The sequence below is a fragment of the Pseudomonas putida NBRC 14164 genome (genome assembly GCF_000412675.1).
GTDB lineage: Bacteria > Pseudomonadota > Gammaproteobacteria > Pseudomonadales > Pseudomonadaceae > Aquipseudomonas > Aquipseudomonas putida.
Window position 1 is genome coordinate 3,588,328 of record NC_021505.1, and the last position, 20,702, is coordinate 3,609,029.

The 20,702-nt window shown below is 64.0% G+C and carries 19 protein-coding genes; 8 read left to right on the forward strand and 11 right to left on the reverse strand.

Annotated features, from left to right (window positions below):
* Window positions 1–30: 30 nt before the first annotated feature.
* The 7 genes from pqqA to pedF all read right to left on the reverse strand — a co-directional run bounded on the left by pqqA (window position 31) and on the right by pedF (window position 7,139).
* Entirely contained in the window at window positions 31–102 is a 72-nt protein-coding gene (gene pqqA / locus PP4_RS28070; protein WP_010455123.1) for a pyrroloquinoline quinone precursor peptide PqqA, read from the reverse strand.
* 167 nt (window positions 103–269) lie between these two features.
* A complete protein-coding gene (exaC, locus tag PP4_RS15890) occupies window positions 270–1,790 on the reverse strand; it encodes an acetaldehyde dehydrogenase ExaC (RefSeq protein WP_016500217.1) in 1,521 nt (506 codons plus the stop codon).
* A 141-nt stretch (window positions 1,791–1,931) separates the two neighbouring features.
* Window positions 1,932–3,719 (reverse strand): PQQ-dependent alcohol dehydrogenase PedH, encoded by a 1,788-nt coding sequence (gene pedH / locus PP4_RS15895; RefSeq protein WP_016500218.1) that lies wholly within the window; start codon window positions 3,717–3,719, stop codon window positions 1,932–1,934.
* A gap of 164 nt (window positions 3,720–3,883) precedes the next feature.
* Window positions 3,884–4,816, reverse strand: a complete 933-nt coding sequence (locus PP4_RS15900; protein WP_016500219.1) for a quinoprotein relay system zinc metallohydrolase 1 — start codon at window positions 4,814–4,816, stop codon at window positions 3,884–3,886.
* A gap of 40 nt (window positions 4,817–4,856) precedes the next feature.
* Window positions 4,857–5,618, reverse strand: coding sequence for a quinoprotein dehydrogenase-associated SoxYZ-like carrier (locus PP4_RS15905; RefSeq protein WP_016500220.1), 762 nt, complete (start codon window positions 5,616–5,618; stop codon window positions 4,857–4,859).
* Between the two features lie 178 nt (window positions 5,619–5,796).
* On the reverse strand, window positions 5,797–6,672 hold the full coding sequence (locus PP4_RS15910; protein ID WP_016500221.1) for a substrate-binding periplasmic protein: 876 nt from the start codon (window positions 6,670–6,672) through the stop codon (window positions 5,797–5,799).
* A 5-nt stretch (window positions 6,673–6,677) separates the two neighbouring features.
* Window positions 6,678–7,139, reverse strand: coding sequence for a cytochrome c-550 PedF (gene pedF / locus PP4_RS15915; protein WP_016500222.1), 462 nt, complete (start codon window positions 7,137–7,139; stop codon window positions 6,678–6,680).
* 254 nt (window positions 7,140–7,393) lie between these two features.
* On the opposite strand from pedF, the gene exaA reads away from it, so the two are divergent.
* Window positions 7,394–9,289: a quinoprotein ethanol dehydrogenase gene (gene exaA, locus PP4_RS15920; protein WP_016500223.1), complete on the forward strand. Its 1,896-nt coding sequence runs from the start codon at window positions 7,394–7,396 to the stop codon at window positions 9,287–9,289.
* A 208-nt stretch (window positions 9,290–9,497) separates the two neighbouring features.
* Entirely contained in the window at window positions 9,498–10,157 is a 660-nt protein-coding gene (locus PP4_RS15925; protein ID WP_016500224.1) for a pentapeptide repeat-containing protein, read from the forward strand.
* 52 nt (window positions 10,158–10,209) lie between these two features.
* Here the strand turns inward: PP4_RS15925 and PP4_RS15930 are convergent, their stop codons facing one another.
* Window positions 10,210–10,848: a response regulator transcription factor gene (locus PP4_RS15930; RefSeq protein WP_016500225.1), complete on the reverse strand. Its 639-nt coding sequence runs from the start codon at window positions 10,846–10,848 to the stop codon at window positions 10,210–10,212.
* Window positions 10,848–12,122, reverse strand: coding sequence for a HAMP domain-containing sensor histidine kinase (locus PP4_RS15935; protein ID WP_016500226.1), 1,275 nt, complete (start codon window positions 12,120–12,122; stop codon window positions 10,848–10,850). The genes PP4_RS15930 and PP4_RS15935 overlap by 1 nt, the downstream gene beginning before the upstream one ends.
* A 162-nt stretch (window positions 12,123–12,284) precedes the next feature.
* Between PP4_RS15935 and PP4_RS15940 the strand changes: the two genes are divergently transcribed.
* From PP4_RS15940 to PP4_RS15965, 6 genes are all read left to right on the forward strand, one after another.
* The gene (locus PP4_RS15940; protein ID WP_016500227.1) at window positions 12,285–13,478 is read left to right on the forward strand and encodes an ABC transporter substrate-binding protein; all 1,194 of its coding nucleotides are present in this window, start codon (window positions 12,285–12,287) and stop codon (window positions 13,476–13,478) included.
* A 30-nt stretch (window positions 13,479–13,508) separates the two neighbouring features.
* Window positions 13,509–14,498: a YVTN family beta-propeller repeat protein gene (locus PP4_RS15945; protein ID WP_016500228.1), complete on the forward strand. Its 990-nt coding sequence runs from the start codon at window positions 13,509–13,511 to the stop codon at window positions 14,496–14,498.
* On the forward strand, window positions 14,495–15,235 hold the full coding sequence (locus PP4_RS15950) for an ABC transporter ATP-binding protein (protein ID WP_016500229.1): 741 nt from the start codon (window positions 14,495–14,497) through the stop codon (window positions 15,233–15,235). Before PP4_RS15945 ends, PP4_RS15950 begins: the two co-directional genes overlap by 4 nt.
* Complete coding sequence (locus PP4_RS15955; RefSeq protein WP_016500230.1) at window positions 15,232–16,023, forward strand: ABC transporter permease; 792 nt, start codon at window positions 15,232–15,234, stop codon at window positions 16,021–16,023. Before PP4_RS15950 ends, PP4_RS15955 begins: the two co-directional genes overlap by 4 nt.
* A gap of 266 nt (window positions 16,024–16,289) precedes the next feature.
* On the forward strand, window positions 16,290–16,838 hold the full coding sequence (locus PP4_RS15960; protein ID WP_016500231.1) for a PQQ-dependent catabolism-associated CXXCW motif protein: 549 nt from the start codon (window positions 16,290–16,292) through the stop codon (window positions 16,836–16,838).
* 52 nt (window positions 16,839–16,890) lie between these two features.
* Window positions 16,891–17,556 (forward strand): response regulator transcription factor, encoded by a 666-nt coding sequence (locus tag PP4_RS15965; RefSeq protein ID WP_016500232.1) that lies wholly within the window; start codon window positions 16,891–16,893, stop codon window positions 17,554–17,556.
* 61 nt (window positions 17,557–17,617) lie between these two features.
* On the opposite strand, the gene PP4_RS15970 is transcribed toward PP4_RS15965, so the two are convergent.
* Window positions 17,618–19,516, reverse strand: a complete 1,899-nt coding sequence (locus PP4_RS15970; protein ID WP_016500233.1) for a PAS domain-containing hybrid sensor histidine kinase/response regulator — start codon at window positions 19,514–19,516, stop codon at window positions 17,618–17,620.
* Entirely contained in the window at window positions 19,485–20,648 is a 1,164-nt protein-coding gene (gene nosP, locus PP4_RS15975) for a nitric oxide-sensing protein NosP (protein ID WP_016500234.1), read from the reverse strand. Before nosP ends, PP4_RS15970 begins: the two co-directional genes overlap by 32 nt.
* Window positions 20,649–20,702: the final 54 nt, after the last annotated feature.

Here is a 20,702-nt window from a genome sequence, read left to right on the forward strand (position 1 = left end):
CGGCCACCGTAGTGATGGCCGGGTGGCACATCAACGGTTGGCGAAATACATCGTCACTTCAAAGCCGATGCGCAGGTCGGTAAAGGCAGGTTTATTCCACATGGGCAGTCCTCTTCTTGTGCCGGGGAGTCCGGTAGATGCATTAATGCACGGGGGGCGCCAGGGCCGAATGCTACTTTGGAAGGAACTTGCGGGATGCGTTGGTAGGGGATTTCGTTTCCTGCGCCGGCCTCTTCGCGGGCGAGCCCGCGAAAAGGCCGCGCTGCGGTCTAGAAGAAGCCCAGCGGGTTGATGTCGTAGCTTACCAACAGGTTCTTGGTCTGCTGGTAGTGGTCGAGCATCATCTTGTGGGTCTCACGGCCCACGCCAGACTTCTTGTAGCCGCCAAACGCTGCATGGGCCGGGTACAGGTGGTAGCAGTTGGTCCACACGCGGCCGGCCTTGATGCCGCGGCCCATCCGGTAGGCGCGGTTGATGTCGCGGGTCCACAGGCCGGCGCCCAGGCCAAACTCCGTGTCGTTGGCAATCGCCAGCGCTTCGGCTTCGTCCTTGAAGGTGGTCACGCCCACCACCGGGCCGAAGATTTCTTCCTGGAACACACGCATCGTGTTGTTGCCTTTGAGCAGGGTCGGCTGGATGTAGTAACCGCTGCCCAGGTCGCCCTGCAGCCGCTCGGCACCGCCGCCGGTGAGCAGCTGCGCGCCCTCCTCCTTGGCAATCTGCAGATAGGACAGAATCTTGTCGTATTGCTGCTCCGAAGCCTGGGCGCCAACCATGGTATCGGTGTCCAGCGGGTTGCCCCGCGTTATCTTGGCGATCTTCTTCATCACCTCGGCCATGAATGGCTCGTAGATCGATTCCTGGATCAGTGCCCTTGACGGACAGGTGCACACCTCGCCCTGGTTGAAGAACGCCAGCACCAGGCCCTCGGCGGCCTTCTCGATGAACGCGGGCTCGGCCTGCATGATGTCTTCGAAGAAGATATTCGGCGACTTGCCGCCCAGTTCGACGGTGGACGGGATGATGTTCTCGGCCGCGCATTTTATGATGTGCGAACCCACCGGGGTGGAGCCGGTGAAGGCGATCTTGGCGATGCGCTTGCTGGTGGCCAACGCCTCGCCGGCCTCACGGCCAAAGCCCTGGACGATGTTCAACACGCCCGCCGGCAGCAGGTCGGCGACCAGCTCGGCAAAAATGGTGATCGACAGTGGCGTCTGCTCGGCCGGCTTGAGCACTACACAGTTGCCGGCGGCCAGGGCCGGGGCAAGCTTCCAGGCGGCCATCAGCAACGGGAAGTTCCAGGGGATGATCTGCCCGACCACGCCCAGCGGCTCATGGATGTGATAAGCCACGGTGCCTTCGTTGATTTCGGCCGCGCCGCCCTCCTGGGCACGGATGCAACCGGCAAAATAGCGGAAGTGGTCCGCTGCCAGCGGCACATCGGCATTAAGCGTTTCGCGCACCGCCTTGCCGTTGTCCCAGCTTTCGGTGACGGCCAGCACTTCCAGGTTCTGTTCGATACGGTCGGCAATCTTCAGTAGCAGCAGGGCGCGGTCTTGCACCGAGGTCTTGCCCCAGGCTTCGGCGGCTGCGTGTGCGGCGTCCAGGGCGCGGTCGACGTCCTGGGCAGTGGAACGCGGGAATTCGGCAATCGGCTGGCCATTGACCGGCGAGCTGTTGGTGAAGTACTGGCCAGCCAACGGTTGCACGAACTCGCCATTGATGAAGTTGCCATAACGTGGCTTGAAGGATACGACGGCGCCTGGGGTTCCGGGTTGTGCGTAGATCATGCTGAGCCTCTGCGGGTCGATGCCTGTCCCACGACAGGCGATGGACCGATGGTAAAAAGCCCCGCGTGCCAGGCGAATCCATCGTTGGCAGCGGGGCTCTCGTCATTTGGTAGTAGGGCCGCTTGCCTCAGGCCCACTGCTTTACGGCTTGGCGCTTGCCGTTTGCTGCAGCTGCTTGGGGAGCTTGAAGGTCCAGAGCATGCCGCCCTGGTTGAAGTCCTTGACCCGCTTGGCCACTTCGCCACCCCACAGCGGTACCGCGCCGCCCCAGCCGGAGACCACCGACACGTATTGCTCGCCGTCCATTTCCCAGGTCACGGGCGAGCCAAGCACGCCGGAGCCGGTCTGGAATTCCCAGACCTTGTCGCCGGTCTTGGCGTTGAAGGCCTGCAGGAAGCCTTCCGGCGTGCCGGTGAACACCAGGTTGCCCTTGGTGGTCAGCACCCCGCCCCACAGCGGCGCGTAGTTCTTGTGCCGCCACACTTCCTTGCCACTGATCGGGTCGATGGCACGCAGCACGCCGATGTAGTCTTCGTTGAGCGGTTTGATGGTGAAGCCGGCGCCGAGGAACGCCGCGCCTTTCTTGTAGGCGATGCCTTCGTTCCAGATGTCCATGCCCCACTCGTTGGAGGGCACGTAGAACAGCCCGGTGTCCTTGTTATAGGCCATCGGCATCCAGTTCTTGGCGCCGAGGAACGCCGGGGCGACGAACACCGAACTGCCCTTGGCTTCGCTGCCGGGTGCGCCTGGGCGGCTGGCGTCGTTGTAGATCGGCCGGCCGTCCTTGTCCAGGCCGGTGGCCCAGGTGATCTTGTCGACGAAGGGGAAGCCGCGAATGAACTTGCCGTTGGTGCGGTCCAGCACGTAGAAGAAGCCGTTGCGGTCGGCCGTGGCAGCGGCCTTGACCTCCTTGCCGCCATCCTTGTAGTTGAACGAGATCAGTTCGTTGACGCCGTCGAAGTCCCAGCCGTCATGCGGCGTGCTCTGGAAGTGCCACTTGATGGTGCCGTCGTCAGGGTTCAGCGCCAGGCGCGACGAGGAATACAGGTTGTCTCCGGGGCGCAGGTGCGAGTTCCACGGTGCCGGGTTGCCGGTCCCGAACAGGATCAGGTTGGTTTCCGGGTCGTAGTAACCGCCCAGCCAGGGCGCAGCGCCGCCGGTCTTCCACAGGTCCCCGGGCCAGGTCTTGCCCGCCTCGCCGCCGGAAATACCGTTTTCGATGGCCTTGCCGTCCTTGTACACGTAGCCCATGTGCCCTTCCACGGTGGGTCGCATCCACAGCAGCTCGCCGTTTTCCGGGTTGTAGGCCTGGATCTTGCCCACCACGCCGAACTCGCCACCGGCGACGCCGGTGATCAGCTTGCCGTTGACGATCATGGGCGCGGCGCTGATGGAATAACCTTCCTTGTGGTCGGCCACTTTCTTGCTCCAGACCACCTTGCCGGTGTCCTTGTTCAGGGCCACCAGTTTGGCGTCCAGGGTGCCGAAGAACACCAGGTCGCCGTACAGCGCCACGCCGCGGTTGATCACGTCGCAGCAGGGGCGGATGTCATCCGGCAGGCGTGCATCGTATTGCCACAGTTTCTTGCCGGTGCGCGCATCCACGGCGAACACCCGCGAGTAGGAACCGGTCAGGTACATCACCCCATCCTTGATCAGCGGCTGGGCCTGCTGGCCGCGTTGTTTTTCACCACCGAAGGAGAACGCCCAGACCGGCCGCAGTTCCTTGACGTTGTTGGCATTGAGCAGGTCCAGCGGGCTGTAGCGCTGGCCCTGCACACCCAAGCCATTGGTCACGATCTGCTGCGGGTTCTTCGGGTCCTGGAGGATTTCTTCATTGCTGACAGCGGCGTGGGCTGCACCGGCAAGCAGCATGGCGCTGAGCACCAGGCTCACGGCGAACATGGGGCGACGCGGGGATCGGGTCATGACGGCTACCTTTGGTTTTTTTGTTGTGCCCGGGAAAATTTCCCGGTGTGCCGGGAATTCTTGGTTGCCGCCAGTTCGCCAACAATTGCCCGCTGTGCGGAGTTTTCTAGTTCCTTGGTACAGGGCTGCGTCCCCAAGACAAGCGCGATCCCTTGGGGATAGCGTCAGGGGTTGGCGTCGACCCGCTGGAGTTGTTGGCGTTCGTAGCGGGGATACAGATGGCTGACACTGCGAATCAGCTCATGACGGGTCAGGGTGATCCCGGCAAAGCGTTCAGGGATGGGGCTGCGGATCATCTCGGCCATGTCGTCGCCACGCGCCGCGCCGTCGCGCATCAGGCCATCCAGCCAGCCCAGGTAATCACGCACCTGCGCAAACGGCCGGGCATCGCTGGCCACCGGCCCGTGCCCGGGCACAAGCAGCTTCCAGGGCAAGGCTTGCAGGGTGTCCAGGTCCTTCTGCCACACCTCCAGCCCCGGGCTGTTGGGGGTGGTCAAGGCACGCTCGTAGAAAACCAGATCGCCAGCGAACAGTACGCCGGTCTTCTCATCCAGAATCGCCAGGTCGGCGCCGGTATGCCCGCCTAGCTCCAGCAATCGCAGGCGGTGCCCGCCCACCTCGTGGATACCCGGCTGCAGCACCTGGGTAGGCAGCACCACTTCGGTGCCGCGCATCCAGTCGCCGACCAGGCGGTACATGTTCTCGGCCATGGCCTCGCCCTGCTGGCGCAGCAAGTCGCCGGTACCGGCCAAGGCGCCAATAGGCACATCGGCAAAGGCCTGGTTGCCCAGTACATGGTCAGGGTGATGATGGGTCAGCAGCACCTCCAGCACCGGCTTGTCGGTGGTGGCGGCAATCGCCTGGCGTAACGCGTCGCCGTAACGCTTCGATGGCCCGCTGTCGATCACCACCACACCGCTGTCGGTGACAATGAACGCGGTATTGACGATATTACCGCCATTGGCCTTGCCGAAGTTGTCAGTGCTGCCCTCCAGTAGCCAGGTGCCCTCCGCTATCTGCCGGGGCGCAAGCCGATAGTCCAGGTCTGCCTGGGCCGGCAGCCCCAGGCACAGCAGCAACAGCATCATCCAACGCATGAAGAGCGCCTCTGGTCAGGGGTGAAATCGGGCAATGGGCTCAGGGCACTGCCGCTTCGAACTGGTTGCCGCTGTTGTCCTGCAACAGCAGCCGGGTCGGCCCGGCGCCCTGGATATCGAAGCCCAGGCTGGGGTTTTCGCTGACCGCCGGGTACAGCTCGAGCCTGGCCAGGCGCTGGCCGTTCGCGTCCTGCAACTCGGCATGGTTTAGGAAGAACTCGGGAATACCGCTGACCAGGCCGTTGTCCATCGGATGGGCCACCTGCAGGCGCAAGCGGCTGCTGTCGCCACGCGGGTAGCGCCCGCCCAGCACTTCACCGAGGTGTTCTTCCCAGCCAGGCTGCGTGCGCACCACGCTGGGCGCGGTACAGCCGCCGCCGGCGGCATCGATCAGGGTCGAGCCGACGTGCCACAGGCCGTCGCGTGTCAGCACGGCGGCGCGCAGCGGCGTGGCCTGTTCGATGCGGATGCGGATCGACAACCAGGGCAACACGCGCTCGCCGGGCTGAAAGTCGACAATGCGCGGCAACGGGTTGAGTTCGGCCCAGGCGATTATCCGCACCACCTCGCCAGCGAATGCCCGGGCGTCGATCTCCAACGGCACCTGCCGTGCGTCCTCGGCAAAGGGCGGCGCCAGCAGCTTGACCCGGTCATCGAAGACGAACGCGGCCTGGCCCAGCAACTGCTTGTGGTAGAAGTCCCACATCACCGAGGGCACCGGGTCCGTCTGCGGGGCTGGGGTGGCAGCCTGGGCTGACCAGGGTATGCAGCAGGCCAGCAGGAAAGTCGCTTTCAAGTTCATGATCCGCTCCCATGGATCAACACAGGATCTTCAGGGGTACCAAGGCCACTGTGGGAGCGGGTTCACCCGCGAAGAATCCGACGCGGTGCATGGCACCGGCTTCGCCGGTGTTCGCGGGTAAACCCGCTCCCACAGGGTGATGTGTTGCCTGCGCGAATCCGCGGGCCTGGGCAATTTGTTACTGATACATCTCGGGAACCTCGTAGCGCAGGCCGTAAGCTGCATACATCGCCTTGAGCCGGCCATCGCGGATCATCGCCTCAAGGGTCTCCTCCACGGCATAGGCCAGCTGACGGTTGCTTTCATGGACGGCCATGCCGATTTCCCAGGCCTGCTTGCCCAGGTTGGGGTAGGCGTTTTCCGCCAGGGCCAATTGCGGGTCGGCGGCCTGGTGCAGCTGCCAGTCAACTTCGCCACGCATCGCCATCACCGCGTCCACCTGGCCAGCCTGCATGGCGCTGAACGCCTGCTGTACACCGGGGTAATGATGGGTTTTGGCACTGAGCATGCCGTTGAACACAGAAGTCAGGTAGAACGAAGGCACGCTGTCCACCTCGACACCGATCGGGTGCTGCTGGAACACCGCCACACTGCCCACCGACTTCAGACGACGCTGGTCGTAGGCCACCTGCCAGCGCTCTTGCTGATAAGGGCCGAACATCACCACCTGGGCGTTTTCCAGCTCGCCCAGTTCGTTGCGTCTTTGCGCGTAGGCGTGGTCGTAGGGCACCCTCATCATCAGGTCGGCCAACTGCTGGTGGCGCAGCGGGCTGCCACGCCAGATGTAATCGCGCAGGTCATCGTCGAGTTTTTCCCCGGCCGGCGCCCAGATCAGTTGCAAGCGCACTCCCAAGGCGGTGGCCAGCGCCTGCGCCAGCTCCACATCGACACCCCGGGGCTTGCCGTGGTCCTCGAAACTGTAGGGCGCGAAATCCTTGTACACCGCCACCTTCAGTTCGCCAGCGGCGATGATCGCGTCGTAGTTGCGCACCTGCGCCTGGGCCGTCGCGCACCACAGCAGCAGGCTACAAAGCCACACGGCAAACAGACGCATGGCCGTCACTCCTCGACGTGCACGCTGTCCAGGTAGGTGCGCACCGCCCACAGGGCTTCCTGGCTGAGGTAATCGGCCATCTTCGGCATGTACACACGGCCATCGCGGACCGCGCCATGGCGTACCCGTTCGACAAACCATTCATCCCCGGCGTCACCGGCATCGAGCATGCGCAGGTCGGGGGCGATACCGCCGGACTTGGCCTCCAGGCCATGGCAGGCAGCGCAATTCTGGTTGTAGGCCGAGGCGCCGATTTCCACGGCCTTGTCGTGCTCGGGCGAGCTGCGGTAAGGGTTTACTGCCGCCCAGCCGTCGCCGTCCAGGCTTACACCGGCGTCCTTGATCGGGGTCAGGCCCTTGGTCTCCACCGCCTGGGGCACCACGTTGCCATGGGCAAAAGCGGTACTGGTCAGCACCGCTGCAGCCAGCAGCCCTGCAGCAAGCAACACATTGCGTTTTGTTGTCATTGTTATGCCCTCACCATTGCACGCAAAGCCTCAACCACAGAGGCCGTGCCGCCATCTTAGAAACAGCTTGCGAATGGTCGAATGCTGCTTTGGTGGCCGGGCCTTACTCCCTTGGTAGTAGGGCTTGTGGCGAAGGGCCAATTGAGGTGCCGTTCGGGAACTATTCCCGGCAAGGGCGGGATTTTTTCCGTATCCCGCGACAGCGCCCCCGCCCCACCCTGTGCAGGCCAAAACCTCCACTGGGAACTGCAACCATGACAATAAGATCGCTACCCGCCCTTTCCCCTCTGGCCCTGAGCGTGCGCGTCCTGCTACTGGCCGGTGGCCTGGCCCTGGGCAATGTGGCAACAGCGGCCACTGCACCTGCGGCACCTGCCGGCAAGAGCGTCACCTGGGAAGACATCGCCAACGACCACCTGACCACCAAGGACGTGCTGCAGTACGGCATGGGCACCAATGCCCAGCGCTGGAGCCCGCTGGCCCAGGTCAATGACCAGAACGTGTTCAAGCTGACTCCGGCCTGGTCGTACTCCTTCGGCGACGAGAAGCAGCGCGGCCAGGAATCCCAGGCCATCGTCAGCGACGGCGTGGTCTACGTCACCGGCTCGTACTCGCGGGTGTTTGCCCTTGATGCCAAGACCGGCAAACGCCTGTGGACCTACAACCACCGCCTGCCCGACAACATTCGCCCGTGCTGCGACGTGGTCAACCGCGGGGCGGCCATCTTCGGCGACAAGATCTACTTCGGCACCCTGGACGCGCGGCTCATCGCCCTCGACAAGCACACTGGCAAAGTCGTGTGGAACAAGAAGTTCGGCGACCACAGCGCCGGCTACACCATGACCGGCGCCCCGGTGCTGATCAAAGACAAGACCAGCGGCAAGGTGCTGCTGATCCATGGCAGCTCGGGCGATGAATTCGGCGTGGTCGGCCAGTTGTTCGCCCGCGACCCGGACACCGGTGAAGAAGTGTGGATGCGGCCCTTCGTCGAGGGCCACATGGGCCGCCTGAACGGCAAGGACAGCACCCCCACCGGCGACGTCAAGGCGCCATCCTGGCCAGACGACCCAACCACCGAAACCGGCAAGGTCGAAGCCTGGAGCCACGGCGGCGGCGCCCCTTGGCAAAGCGCGAGCTTCGACCCCGAAACCAACACCATCATTGTCGGCGCTGGCAACCCTGGCCCCTGGAATACCTGGGCGCGCACGTCGAAGGACGGCAACCCGCATGACTTCGACAGCCTGTACACCTCCGGCCAGGTCGGCGTCGACCCGAGTACCGGCGAGGTCAAGTGGTTCTACCAGCACACCCCCAACGATGCCTGGGACTTCTCCGGCAACAACGAGCTGGTGCTGTTCGACTACAAGGACAAGGACGGCAACGTGGTCAAGGCCACCGCCCACGCCGACCGCAACGGCTTCTTCTATGTGGTCGACCGCAACAACGGCAAGCTGCAGAACGCCTTCCCCTTCGTCGACAACATCACCTGGGCCAGCCATATCGACCTGAAGACCGGCCGCCCGGTGGAAAACCCCGGCCAACGCCCGGACAAGCCGCTGCCGGGTGAAACCAAGGGCAAGCCGGTGGAAGTCTCGCCACCGTTCCTGGGTGGCAAGAACTGGAACCCGATGGCCTACAGCCAGGACACCGGGCTGTTCTACATCCCCGGCAACCAGTGGAAAGAGGAATACTGGACCGAGGAGGTGAACTACAAGAAGGGTTCGGCGTACCTGGGCATGGGCTTCCGTATCAAGCGCATGTACGACGACCATGTCGGCACCTTGCGCGCCATGGACCCGACCACCGGCAAGCTGGTGTGGGAGCACAGGGAGCACCTGCCGCTGTGGGCGGGCGTACTGGCAACCAAGGGCAACCTGGTGTTCACCGGCACGGGCGACGGCTTCTTCAAGGCCTTCGACGCCAAGACGGGCAAGGAGCTGTGGAAGTTCCAGACCGGCAGCGGCATCGTCTCGCCGCCTATCACCTGGGAGCAGGACGGCGAGCAGTACATCGGCGTGACCGTGGGCTACGGCGGCGCCGTGCCGCTGTGGGGCGGCGACATGGCCGAGCTGACCAAGCCGGTGGCTCAGGGTGGTTCGTTCTGGGTGTTCAAGATCCCGAGCTGGGACAACAAGACTGCGCAGCGCTGACTGCCTGAGGTAAAGCGTTACCGGGGCTGCTTTGCAGCCCATCGCCGGCAAGCCAGCTCCCACACTACGGTGCAGATCTCAAGGGCTGTGCAGTCCCTGTGGGAGCTGGCTTGCCGGCGATGGGTCGCAACGCGGCCCCATAACGCTTATCCCGAATGCATTCAGGTCCGCCCCACAACTGCCCTGTTCCAACTGAGAGCCTTTCACCATGAACTACCTGCCATTTGCCTTGCTGTTGATACTGTCCCCTGCCTTGGCCGGGAGTGCCGACGACGAGGGCAACGATGCCCCCTTGACCATCAACGGCTGCGTCATTGCCGAAGCCAGCCAGTGCCCGGGGGCCAACCTGCGCGGCGCCAAGCTGGCCAACCAGGACCTGCGCAAGATGAACCTGGCCGGTGCCGACCTGCGTGATGCCGACCTGCGCCATGCCCGGCTGGACCTGGCCAACCTGGAAAAAGCCCGCCTGCAGGGCGCCAACCTGACCCGTGCCAGCCTGCAACAGAGCAACCTGCGTGTGGCTGACCTGAGCAACAGCAAGCTGGTGGCCATTCAGGGCTGGGGCTTGTTCGCCCAAGGGGCACAGTTTGCAAAGGCCGACCTCAGTGCAGCCTACTTGCAGTTCGCCAGGCTGTCCGGGGCGAAGCTGCAGCAGGCCAACTTGCAGGCGGCGGACCTGGAGATGGCCTGGCTGAGCAAGGCTGATTTGCAAGGGGCCAACCTGAGCGATGCCAACCTGCAAGAGGCCAAGTTTGGCCAGAGCAACCTTGCGCGTGCCGATTTGCGCGGGGCGCGGCAGCATTACGGAAATTTCCAGGAGGCGAACATGGAGGGGTGCAAGGGATGCCCGGATACATGGGACAAATAAGTTCAGTTAGCAGGGGCCGCTTTGCGGCCCCGGCAAGCGCAGCTGACACACCTCACCCCGCCACCCGCACCACCCCCAGGTTGATGCCCAGGTGCACCAGCTCGGCATGCGAACTGACCTGCAACTTGCTCTTGAGCAAGGTCAAATGATTGGACACAGTCTTGGCGCTGATGCACAGCTGCTCGGCAATCACCCGCATCGGCGTACCCTTGGCCAGCATCGTGAAAATCTCCAGTTCACGCTGGGTCATGCGCTGCAAGCGCGGGTCACTGGTGCTTTGCTGTGACGTGCACGCCAACTGCGTAGCCAAGGGCTGTTCGATGTAGGCATGCCCGGCCAACACCCGCTGCACCGCCTCGATCAACACCTCGGGCGCCGAGTTCTTGGTCAGGTAGCCCGAGGCCCCGGCTTCCAGCGCCTGTCGCACCAGCGGCAACTCGTCGTGCATGCTGAAAAACAGCACCCTCAGCTGCGGCAAGCGCTGACGCAGGCGGCGGGTGGTTTCCAGGCCGCTGATACCCGGCAGGCCAAAGTCCATGATCACCAGGTTCGGCACTTGCTCCTGCACCCGGGCCAAGGCCTCTTCACCACTGGCGGCCTCACGCACCTGCACCGTCGGTAATACAGTCCGCAGCAGGCTGGCATAGCCCTGGCGAACCACGGCATGGTCATCGACCAATACGATATTCATTACACCTCCTTGGGGATGTTCAGGGCCAGCGCCCAGCCGCCACCCGGGCGGCTCAAGATACGCAGCTCCCCCCCAAGGCTACGGGCGCGCTCGGCCATCGAATGCAGACCTACCCCTGGGCGCTGGGGCGGGTGCGCGCCGCGGCCATTGTCGCGAATGAACAGGCGCAAACCCTTGGCACTGCGCTGCAGGCGCACTCGCACCTGGCTGGCGCCGGCATGCCGGGCGACGTTGGTCAGTGCCTCTTGCAGCAAGCGGTACAGGTGCGTTCTGCTCGCCCCGGGCAGCGCCGGCAAGTGCTCGCCAACCCGCAGCCGGCACTCGATGCCCTGGCTGGCCTGCCACTGGCTCACCAGCAGGCCGAACGCCTCAGCCAGCGGCATGTAGTGCAGCGCCACCGGATACAGGTTGTGCACCAGGGCGCGAAATCCTTGCTGGAGGCGCTCGCAATTGAGTTCGAGGTCGTGCGCCGTCTGTGTCACCACCGCAGGTTGCTCGGCCACCACACGCAACAGACAGAGCTGGGCACGAATACCTGCCAGGTATTGCCCCAGGTCGTCGTGCAGCGCCTGCGCCAGCTGGGTACGCTCTTGCTCCTGTGCCGCCAGCAGTGCCTGGGTCAGCTGCGCATTGTCGCCCCGGGCCTGCTCCAGCGTCGCGGTCATATGGTTGAAGTAAGCTGCCAACTGGCGCGCCTCCGGCAGCCCCGCCTCGCGCAAGCGCGCAGTCAACTGCCCGCCCGAAACCTGGCGCAAGGCGCACAGCAGCTCATCCAGCAGGCCCATGGCCCGCCGTACCGCCCAGCGAATGGTCAGCAAGCTCAACAGCAAGGCCAGGCCACACAGGCCAAGCAGTTGCTGCAGAGAGTCCCAGACTTCGTCGATCTCATCCCGCGGATCGACCGCAATCAACACCCTGCGCCCGTCATTCAGCGCCAGCAGCCGACTGCTGCTGGGGCGCTCGCCAAACAGCTGGTGGCCCAGCCAGGCATCCAGCCCGGTTTGCGGCGGTAACCGCGGCGCTTCACCCGGCGCCAGCCAGTGCACCCGCACATGGCGCAGGCTCTGGGTCAGCCGGGGTTGCAGGCTTGCCGGGTCGTGTTCGGCAGTGTCACCGAGGTACGCCACCACCGCTTCGGCAGACTGCAACTCACGCTCTACGTCAGCAACCGCCTGGTGCAACAACACGCCGGCACAGGCCAGCGCCACCAAAGCGAAACAGAACGTGACCCACAGGTTGATCCGCCACAGGGCCGACAGGTTGACAAGGCGCACAGGCGATTCTCCTCGGGGCGTCGTGGCCCATCGTGCTCCCCATCCTAAAGCCGCAGCACCCGCGCCGAATTACTACCTTGGTACCGGGCTAGCGCTACTTTCTGCATATTTCCTCCTCCCGGCGGGCTTCCTATGCTGGCGCCATCTGCCGTGGAGTGTGTTATGCGCCAGCCTGCCCACCTTGCCCTGACCTGCCTGCTGGCCCTGGCCGCGACGCTGTCTGCGCCACTGGCGCCCGCCGCTCAGGGCCAACCCGCAGCACCACTGCAAGTGCGCATCGGCTACCTGGGCTATCGGCCCGACCCCGGCCCGCTGCTGTCCAATGTCATTTCTGAGCCTGCCGACGCCGGGCGGCAAGGTGCCGAGCTGGCGATTGTCGACAGTAACAGCACCGGGCGCTTCCTGAAGCAGCAGTTCCAGCTGAGCAACGCCACGGTCGACAGCCCCGAGGCGCTGCTGCAGGCGGCAAAGGCACAGCACGACCAAGGCCTGCGGCTGTTTGTGGTGAATGCCCCGGCCGCCAGCCTGCGCGCTTTGTCTGCCGCGCTGCCCGACAGCCTGTTGTTCAACGCCGGCAGCCCCGACGACAGCCTGCGCAGCAACCAGTGCCTGGGCAATGTGCTGCACAGCCTGCCGGGGCGGGCCATGCTGGCCGACGCGCTGGTGCAATTTCTGGTGCTGCGCAAGTGGCAGCGGGCGCTGCTGGTGGTGGGCCAGACCGAAGACGACCATGCCTACGCCGCCGCCCTGCGCCGTTCGGTGAAGCGCTTTGGCGTGCAATTGGTAGCGGAGAAGACCTGGACCTTCGACAACGACCAGCGCCGCAGCGCCCAGGCCGACATGCCGCTGTTCACCCAAACCGCCGAATACGACGTGGTGCTGGTGGCCGACGAGCGCGGCGACTTTGGCGAGTATTTGCCCTACCAGACCTGGTACCCCCGCCCCGTGGCCGGCACCCAGGGCCTGACCCCCACCGGCTGGCACAAGACCGTGGAAACCTTTGGCGCAGCGCAGCTGCAAAAACGCTTCGAAGCCCAGGCCGGGCGCTGGATGAATGACCGCGACTTTGCCGCCTGGATGGCCGTGCGCAGCATTGCCAGCGCAGCCAGCAAGCTGCGCCAGGCCGAACCCCGCGCGCTACAACAACTGCTGCTCAGCGAACAGTTGCCACTGGATGGTTTCAAGGGCCGCAAGCTCAGCTACCGCCCGTGGAATGGCGAACTGCGCCAGCCAATCCCGCTGGTGCAGCCGCGCGCCCTGGTCAGCACTTCGCCGCAGGAGGGCTTCCTGCACCCTTTCAACGAAATGGACAGCCTGGGCTACGACAAGCCCGAAGTGACCTGCAGCTACCCCTGACCCGATAACCACAACAATAAGGAATTCGCCATGCGCCGCCCCCTCTTCCACCGGGCCCTGCTTTACCCCAGCCTGCTGTCGGGCGCTTTGGCGCTTGCCTGCGGGCACGCCATGGCCGCCACTGCCTGGGTCTCCAACGAGAAGGACAACAGCCTCAGCCTGATCGACATGCAAACGCTGGAAGTCACCGAAACCTTGCCGGTGGGCCAGCGCCCGCGCGGCCTGCTGCTGTCACACGACAACAAGCTGCTGTACATCTGCGCCAGCGATTCGGACCGGGTGCAGGTGATGGACGTGGCCACCCGCAAGATCATCAAGGAGCTGCCCTCTGGTAAAGACCCCGAGCAGTTCGCCCTGCACCCCAACGACCGCTGGCTGTACGTGTCCAACGAGGACGATGCGCTGGTGACGGTGATCGACACCGTCACCGACAAGGTGCTCGGGCAGATCGACGTCGGTATCGAACCCGAAGGCATGGCGGTGAGCCCCGATGGCAAGTGGGCCGTCAACACCAGTGAAACCACCAACATGCTGCACTGGATCGACACCAGCACCCAGACCCTGGCCGACAGCACCCTGGTCGACCAGCGGCCGCGTTTCGTCGAGTTCGACAAGGACGGTTCGCGGCTGTGGGCGTCGGCGGAAATCGGTGGCACGGTGACCATCCTCGACGTGGCCACCCGACAAGTGCTGAAAACCCTGAACTTCCAGATCAAGGGCGTTCACCCGGACAAGGTCCAGCCGGTGGGCATCAAGCTCAGCGCCGATGGCAAGTACGCCTTCGTCGCCCTGGGCCCGGCCAACCATGTGGCGGTGATTGATGCCAAGACTTACGAGGTACTCGACTACCTGCTGGTCGGGCGGCGGGTCTGGCAGCTGGCATTCACCCCGGACCAGCGCCAGTTGCTGGCCACCAACGGGGTCAGCGGCGACGTTTCGGTGATCGACGCGAAATCCCTCAAAGTGCTCAAGTCGGTGAAGGTCGGGCGCTACCCCTGGGGCGTGGTGGTAACACCATGAACGCCCTGGACGTCAGTGATGTGAGCTTCGCCTACGGCCAGCGCGAAGCCCTCAAGCAGGTGGGTTTCAGCCTGGCGCCCGGGCGCTTCGCCGCGCTGCTGGGCCCCAATGGCGCCGGCAAGTCGACCTTGATCGCCCTGCTTACCCGCCTCTACGACCTGCAGCACGGCGACATCCGCGTGAGCGGCTGCTCACTGCGCAACGCTGCACGCCCGGCGTTGCGCCAGTTGGGCGTGGTGTTTCAGCAAAGCACCCTGGACCTGGACCTGAGCGTTGAACAGAACCTGCGCTACCACGCCGCGCTGCATGGCCTGTCGCGGCGCCAGAGCGACCGGCGGGTGGAAGCCGAACTGGCCCGCCAGGGCCTTGGCGAACGCAGGCGCGATCGTGTACGCGAGCTGAACATCGGCCATCGGCGCCGGGTGGAAATTGCCCGCGCGCTGCTGCATGAGCCGCGCCTGCTGCTGCTCGACGAAGCCAGCGTCGGCCTTGACCCTGCCAGCCGACTGGCGCTCAACCAGCACCTGCGCGGGCTGTGCCGCGAGCAGCAGCTCAGTGTGCTGTGGACCACCCACCTGCTGGATGAAGTGCAGCCCAGCGATGACTTGCTGATTCTGCATCAGGGCCGCCTGGTAGCCAGTGGCACCGCCGATGCGCTGAGCCTGGAGCACGGCGGCGACCTCGACAACGCCTTTGCCAGGCTGACCAACGCCCACTCAGGAGCCGACGCCCGATGAACGCTTACTGGCAATGTTTCAACGGCATCATGCTGCGCGAATGGCTGCGCTTCGTGTTGCAGCGCACGCGCCTGCTCAGTGCCCTGGTGCGCCCGCTGCTGTGGTTGCTGGTGTTCGCCGCCGGGTTTCGCGCGGCGCTGGGCATTGCAATCATCGAGCCCTACGACACCTATATCCCTTACGAGGTGTACATCATTCCGGGCCTGGCCTGCATGATTCTGCTGTTCAACGGCATGCAGGGCTCGCTGTCGATGGTCTATGACCGCGAGATGGGCAGCATGCGCGTGCTCTTGACCAGCCCATTGCCGCGGCCTTTCCTGCTGGGCAGCAAGCTGTTGGCGACTTCGTTGATTTCCCTGCTGCAAGTCTATGCCTTCCTCGCCATCGCCTGGCTCTACGGCGTGCAGCCACCGGCTGCGGGCTTGCTGCTGGCGCTGCCGGCAATGCTGCTGGTGGCGTTCATGCTCAGCGCCTTGGGCCTGTTGCTGTCGAACGCGATCCGCCAACTGGAGAATTTTGCCGGGGTGATGAATTTCGTGATTTTTCCGCTGTTTTTCCTGTCTTCGGCGTTGTACCCGCTGTGGAAGATGCGCGAGGCCAGCCAGTGGTTGTACTGGCTGTGTGCTGTGAACCCGTTTACCCATGCCGTGGAACTGGTGCGGTTTGCGCTTTATGAGCGGCTGAACCTGCTGGCGCTGGCGGTGTGCCTGGGGTTGACCGCCTTGTTTACCCTGCTGGCGATACTCACCTTCAACCCCCAGCATGCGGCGCTGCGCAAGCCCCGCTGACGGGTCGCAATCCATTGGCTGAGCGAGGCGCCTGTGGGAGCGGGTTTACCCGCGAAGAAGGCGACGCGGTGTATGGCACCGGCTATGCCGGTGTCGCGGGTGAACCCGCTCCCACAGGGACTGCTCCAGCATGAAAAAAATTAGCAAATCGGGAATATCGTCGGTCCGCCAGCTACTACTTTAGTACTGCCTTTGCTGTCTAATCGTCGCATTCACAACGCACCGCCACTGGCATGTAATGGGCCTATAACAAAAAGGACAAAACCATGCCACGTGCCCTGCGCCCTTTGTTGGCTGCCCTTTCGCTGAGCCTGTCGCTGAGCGTCGCCCACGCCGACACCACGCCGCTGTTCTCCGCCGAAGGCTACCGCGCCACCCTCTATCGCAGCCCGACCCCGCAACAGGTCGAAGGTGGCCAGGTCATCGACACCGCCACGCTGCAACGCCTGCTGGCCCAGACGCCCAGGCCGGTGCTGGTTGACGTCTACCGCCGGCAATGGCTGCAAGGCCGCTTCATCGAAGACGAACCACACAGCAACCTGCCCGGCAGCGTGTGGCTGGCCAACACCGGCGACGGCGAACTGAGCCCGGCCTGGCAGGACTACTTCGTGCGTAACCTGCAAAAAGCCACTGCCGGGCACCCGGAGCAACCGCTGGTCTTCTACTGCCGCTCCGATTGCTGGTTAAGCTGGAACGCGGTAAAACGCGCAAAAGCCCTGGGCTATGACAACCTGTACTGGTACCGCGACGGCGTGGACGCCTGGCAGCAGGCCAACCTGCCGCTGCAGCCGGCGCAGCCCGTGCCCTTCCCCTGAAACACTTGCCTGCGAACGCGTGCCCATCCAATAAAAACAAGGTGAAAAGGCCATGTACAAAATTCTGATTGCCGACGATCACCCCCTGTTTCGCGAAGCCATCCACAACGTCATCAGCGATGGTTTTCAAGGCAGCGAGGTCATGGAGACGGCCGACCTGGACAGCGCCCTGGCATTGACCCAGGCGCACGATGACCTCGACCTGATCCTGCTTGACCTGAACATGCCCGGCATGCACGGCCTCAATGGCCTGATCACCCTGCGCAACGAGGCGCCGACCACCCCGGTAGTGATCGTTTCAGCCGAGCAGGAAAAGCAGATCGTGTTGCAGGCCATCACCTACGGTGCCGTGGGCTTCATCACCAAGTCCTCGCCACGCTCACAGATGATCGAAGCGATCGAGCAGATCCTCAATGGCAATGTCTACCTGCCACCGGACATCATCCGCGCGCAAAAAAGCAGCACCAGCCGGCGCCACAACGATACCCCGAGCTTCCCGCCGGAAATGCTCCAGGCGCTGACCCGCAAGCAGCTGCTGGTGCTTGAGCGCATGACCAAGGGCGAATCGAACAAGCAGATCGCCTATACGCTGGATATCGCCGAAACCACGGTCAAGGCGCATGTTTCGGCTATCTTGCGCAAGCTCAATGTGCACAACCGGGTGCAGGCAATCCTGAGTGCCGGCGATATCGATTTTGCTGATTACTTGAGGCGTTGACCTGTAACGGCCTATTCGCGGGCTTGCCCGCTCCCACAGAAGCCTGCGAAAAGGCCAGCGGCTATGTCATGCCGCCGGCCAACAAGTGGCTCATCGCCGTCTTGAGCTTCATCGGCCGCACCGGTTTGTGCATCAGGGTATGGCCCAGCTCGCGGATCTGCTGCTTGAGGTCGTTACTGTAGTTGGCGGTGATCATCAGCGCCGGTAGCGGCTGAGCGCGGCGGGCATTGATCCGCGCCACGGCGTCGACACCGTTGCAGTCGTTGTCCAGGTGGTAGTCGGCGATCAGCAGATCGGCCTCGGCGTGGTAATTGTCCACCTGGCGCGCCAGGTCTTCCTCCGACAGCGCCGTGACCACCTGGCAGCCCCAGCCCTCCAGCAGGGTACGCATGCCGGCGCAGATCGCCGCATCGTTATCCAGCACCCACACCCGCGCCCCACGCAAGCGTTCGAGCATCGGCTCGCAGATCACCGGGCTTGGCTGGGCCTTGGGCGCGGTGGCGCTCAGCGGCACTTCGACGGCGAACACCGAGCCTTTGCCTAGCCATGAACGCACCCGGATCCGGTGGCCGAGGATGCCGGCGATCTTTTCCACGATCGCCAGGCCCAAACCCAACCCGCGGTCCTGGTCCGGGCGCTGGACATCACCGCGCTTGAACTCCTGGAACATTTCTTCCAGGTGCTCTTCGGCAATGCCGATACCGCTGTCCCACACTTCGATCCGCAGGCCGCCACGCTGGCGCCGACAACCCAACACAACGCGCCCGCTGTGGGTGTAGCGGATGGCATTGCTGAGCAGGTTGCGCAGGATCCGCGCCAGCAGCTGGATGTCACTGCGCACCACCGCAGAACAGCCCACAAAATGCAGTTCAAGCCCTTCGCTGCGCGCCACTTCGGCGTATTCGGCAGCCAGGTTGTCCATCAGTTCGCTGAGGGCGAACGGGGCGACATCGGCCTTGATCACGCCGGCATCGAGCTTGGATATATCAACCAGGGTGCCTAGCAGGTTCTCTACATCCTCCAGCGAGTTGCTCACATTTCGAACGAGGTGGGCACTGTCTTGCGGCTCGCGGCGCTCGAGCAGCGCGCTGGTGAACAGCCGCGCCGCATTCAGCGGTTGCAGCAGGTCGTGGCTGACCGCAGCGAGGAATTTGGTTTTCGACAGGTTGGCCTGTTCGGCCTCGCGCTTGGCCTCGCGCAGGCGCGACTCGGCCTGGCTGCGCTCCTCTATCTCACGCAGCAACTGGTCGTTGAGGCTGGTCAGTTCAGCGGTGCGTTCGCGCACCCGTTGCTCCAGGTGTTGATAGGCCTGGTGCAGCGCCTGGGCGGTATTGCGGCGCTCGGTAATGTCGCGGATCAATACGAAGATGCCCACCACGTCGCCATTGGCCAGGCGGTTGGGTACGTAGGAGCGCAGCATGTAGCGCTCCTGGCCAGTGATGTTGGTTTCGGCAAATTCGAAGGTGACGCTCTCCCCCGCCAAGGCACGCGCCACATAGGCTTGCAGGCGCTGGTAATGCTGCTCGCTGTGGGCCTCGCGCAGGCTCTGGCCCAGCATCACGCCGTGCGGCCAGCAATACCATTCTTCATAAACCTTGTTGGTGAATTCGTAGACCAGATCGGCATTCAGGTAAGCGATCAGCGCCGGGACATTGTCGGTAATCAGGCGAATCTGGTGTTGGTGGGCGGTCTCGGCCCGCTGTCGGGCTTCGCTCAGCAGCCGGTTGACGGCCTTGAGCTCAGCCATGGCCTGGTTCAGGGCATCGGTGCGTTCACGCACCTGCTCGGCCAGCACCACCGAATGCTGGAACGCCGCATAGGGGTCGTTGCCCCGCGTTACCCCCGACTCGATGCGTTCAATCAACGCGCCGTTGATCCGCTGCAACTTGTGGTTTTCGTGCTGCAGCCGGCTGAGCTCTGCTTGCAGTTCAGCGCCCGACAGGAGGCCGGTTGCGGGCAATGGCGACCCCGGTGAAGGTCTGGTTGATATGCATGCCATTGAACTGTTCTCCGTAGGTGTTGAAGCCGATCACCCGCTGCTCGCGCAAGAACGCACCCACCGGCTCCAGGCCGTGATGGGCTTCCAGCTCCAGACGCCGCAGAAAGCAATCACAACCGATGGTCAGCAGCGGCGGGCCAAGGCGCTGGTGCAAACCGTCGAACAGCTGGTGCAGGTTCGGCAACAGCGGGCCCGGGGCCATGGCGGTGAGCACGATGCCATTTTCCACTGCGCAGTAGAAACTCAGGCTCAGGTCCGGATGCACTTGCTGGATCGCCCGCACGTAGTACTGGTCATGAATGCGCACGGCCAGCGGATGGGCGGCGAAAACCCGGTAATCGAGCGCAGCCACCGGCACGCCGATGTGCCGGGCGTACTCCTCGGCAGCAGGCTCGGCATTCAGCTCGAAGACCCGACGCTGGGCGCTGTCGGCGCCGGTTACCACCAGTTTTTCCTGCCGTGGCAGGATGTGGTGCGTGGTGAACACTTCAAAATCGAGCCAGGTGTTGACCAGCACCACCACTGCGGCACCGTTGTGGAACGCGCCACCGAAATACACATGGGTACGGGTCAGGTAATTGTCGTCACCGGCCGAACCGCCAAAATGCGGGATGTCACCCAGTGCCGCGCTGAGCGCGGCGAGCACCATCTCCTCGCGGCTGGACAGGCCGTCGAGCAGGGTCAGGGCAAAGCTGTGGCCCTTGATCGGCGCCAGGGTGTTGCTGCGGCAGGTGCCGACCAGGCGCTCGACCATCTGCTGCGCGTCGATCAGGCTGAAGTGCTCCATCTCATCGATGAGCTCGGTGGCGATGGAAAAATGCCGGTGATCAAAGCCCACCGCCGTGACGCAATTGCGGCCGTAGCCCAGCGGGGTGATTTCGCCAGCGCTGGTGCAACCGACCAGGCGGATACCGCCAAAGCCCTGCTCCAACGCTTCGCCCAAGGCTTGCAAGTCGTATTCGGCGGAACAGAAGAACAGCACGAAACCCAGGTGCGGGTGCAGCAGCTGCCGCGCCAGGTCCTGGGCGGCCACCCGTGCATCGGGGGCCTGTGACATGGCGCTGACCACACCGTCGTTTTGAGCCTGCTGCATCGTGGTCTCCGGCGCGGGTGGCTGAGGGGTCAGTGTACGAAGGTGAGCAAGGGG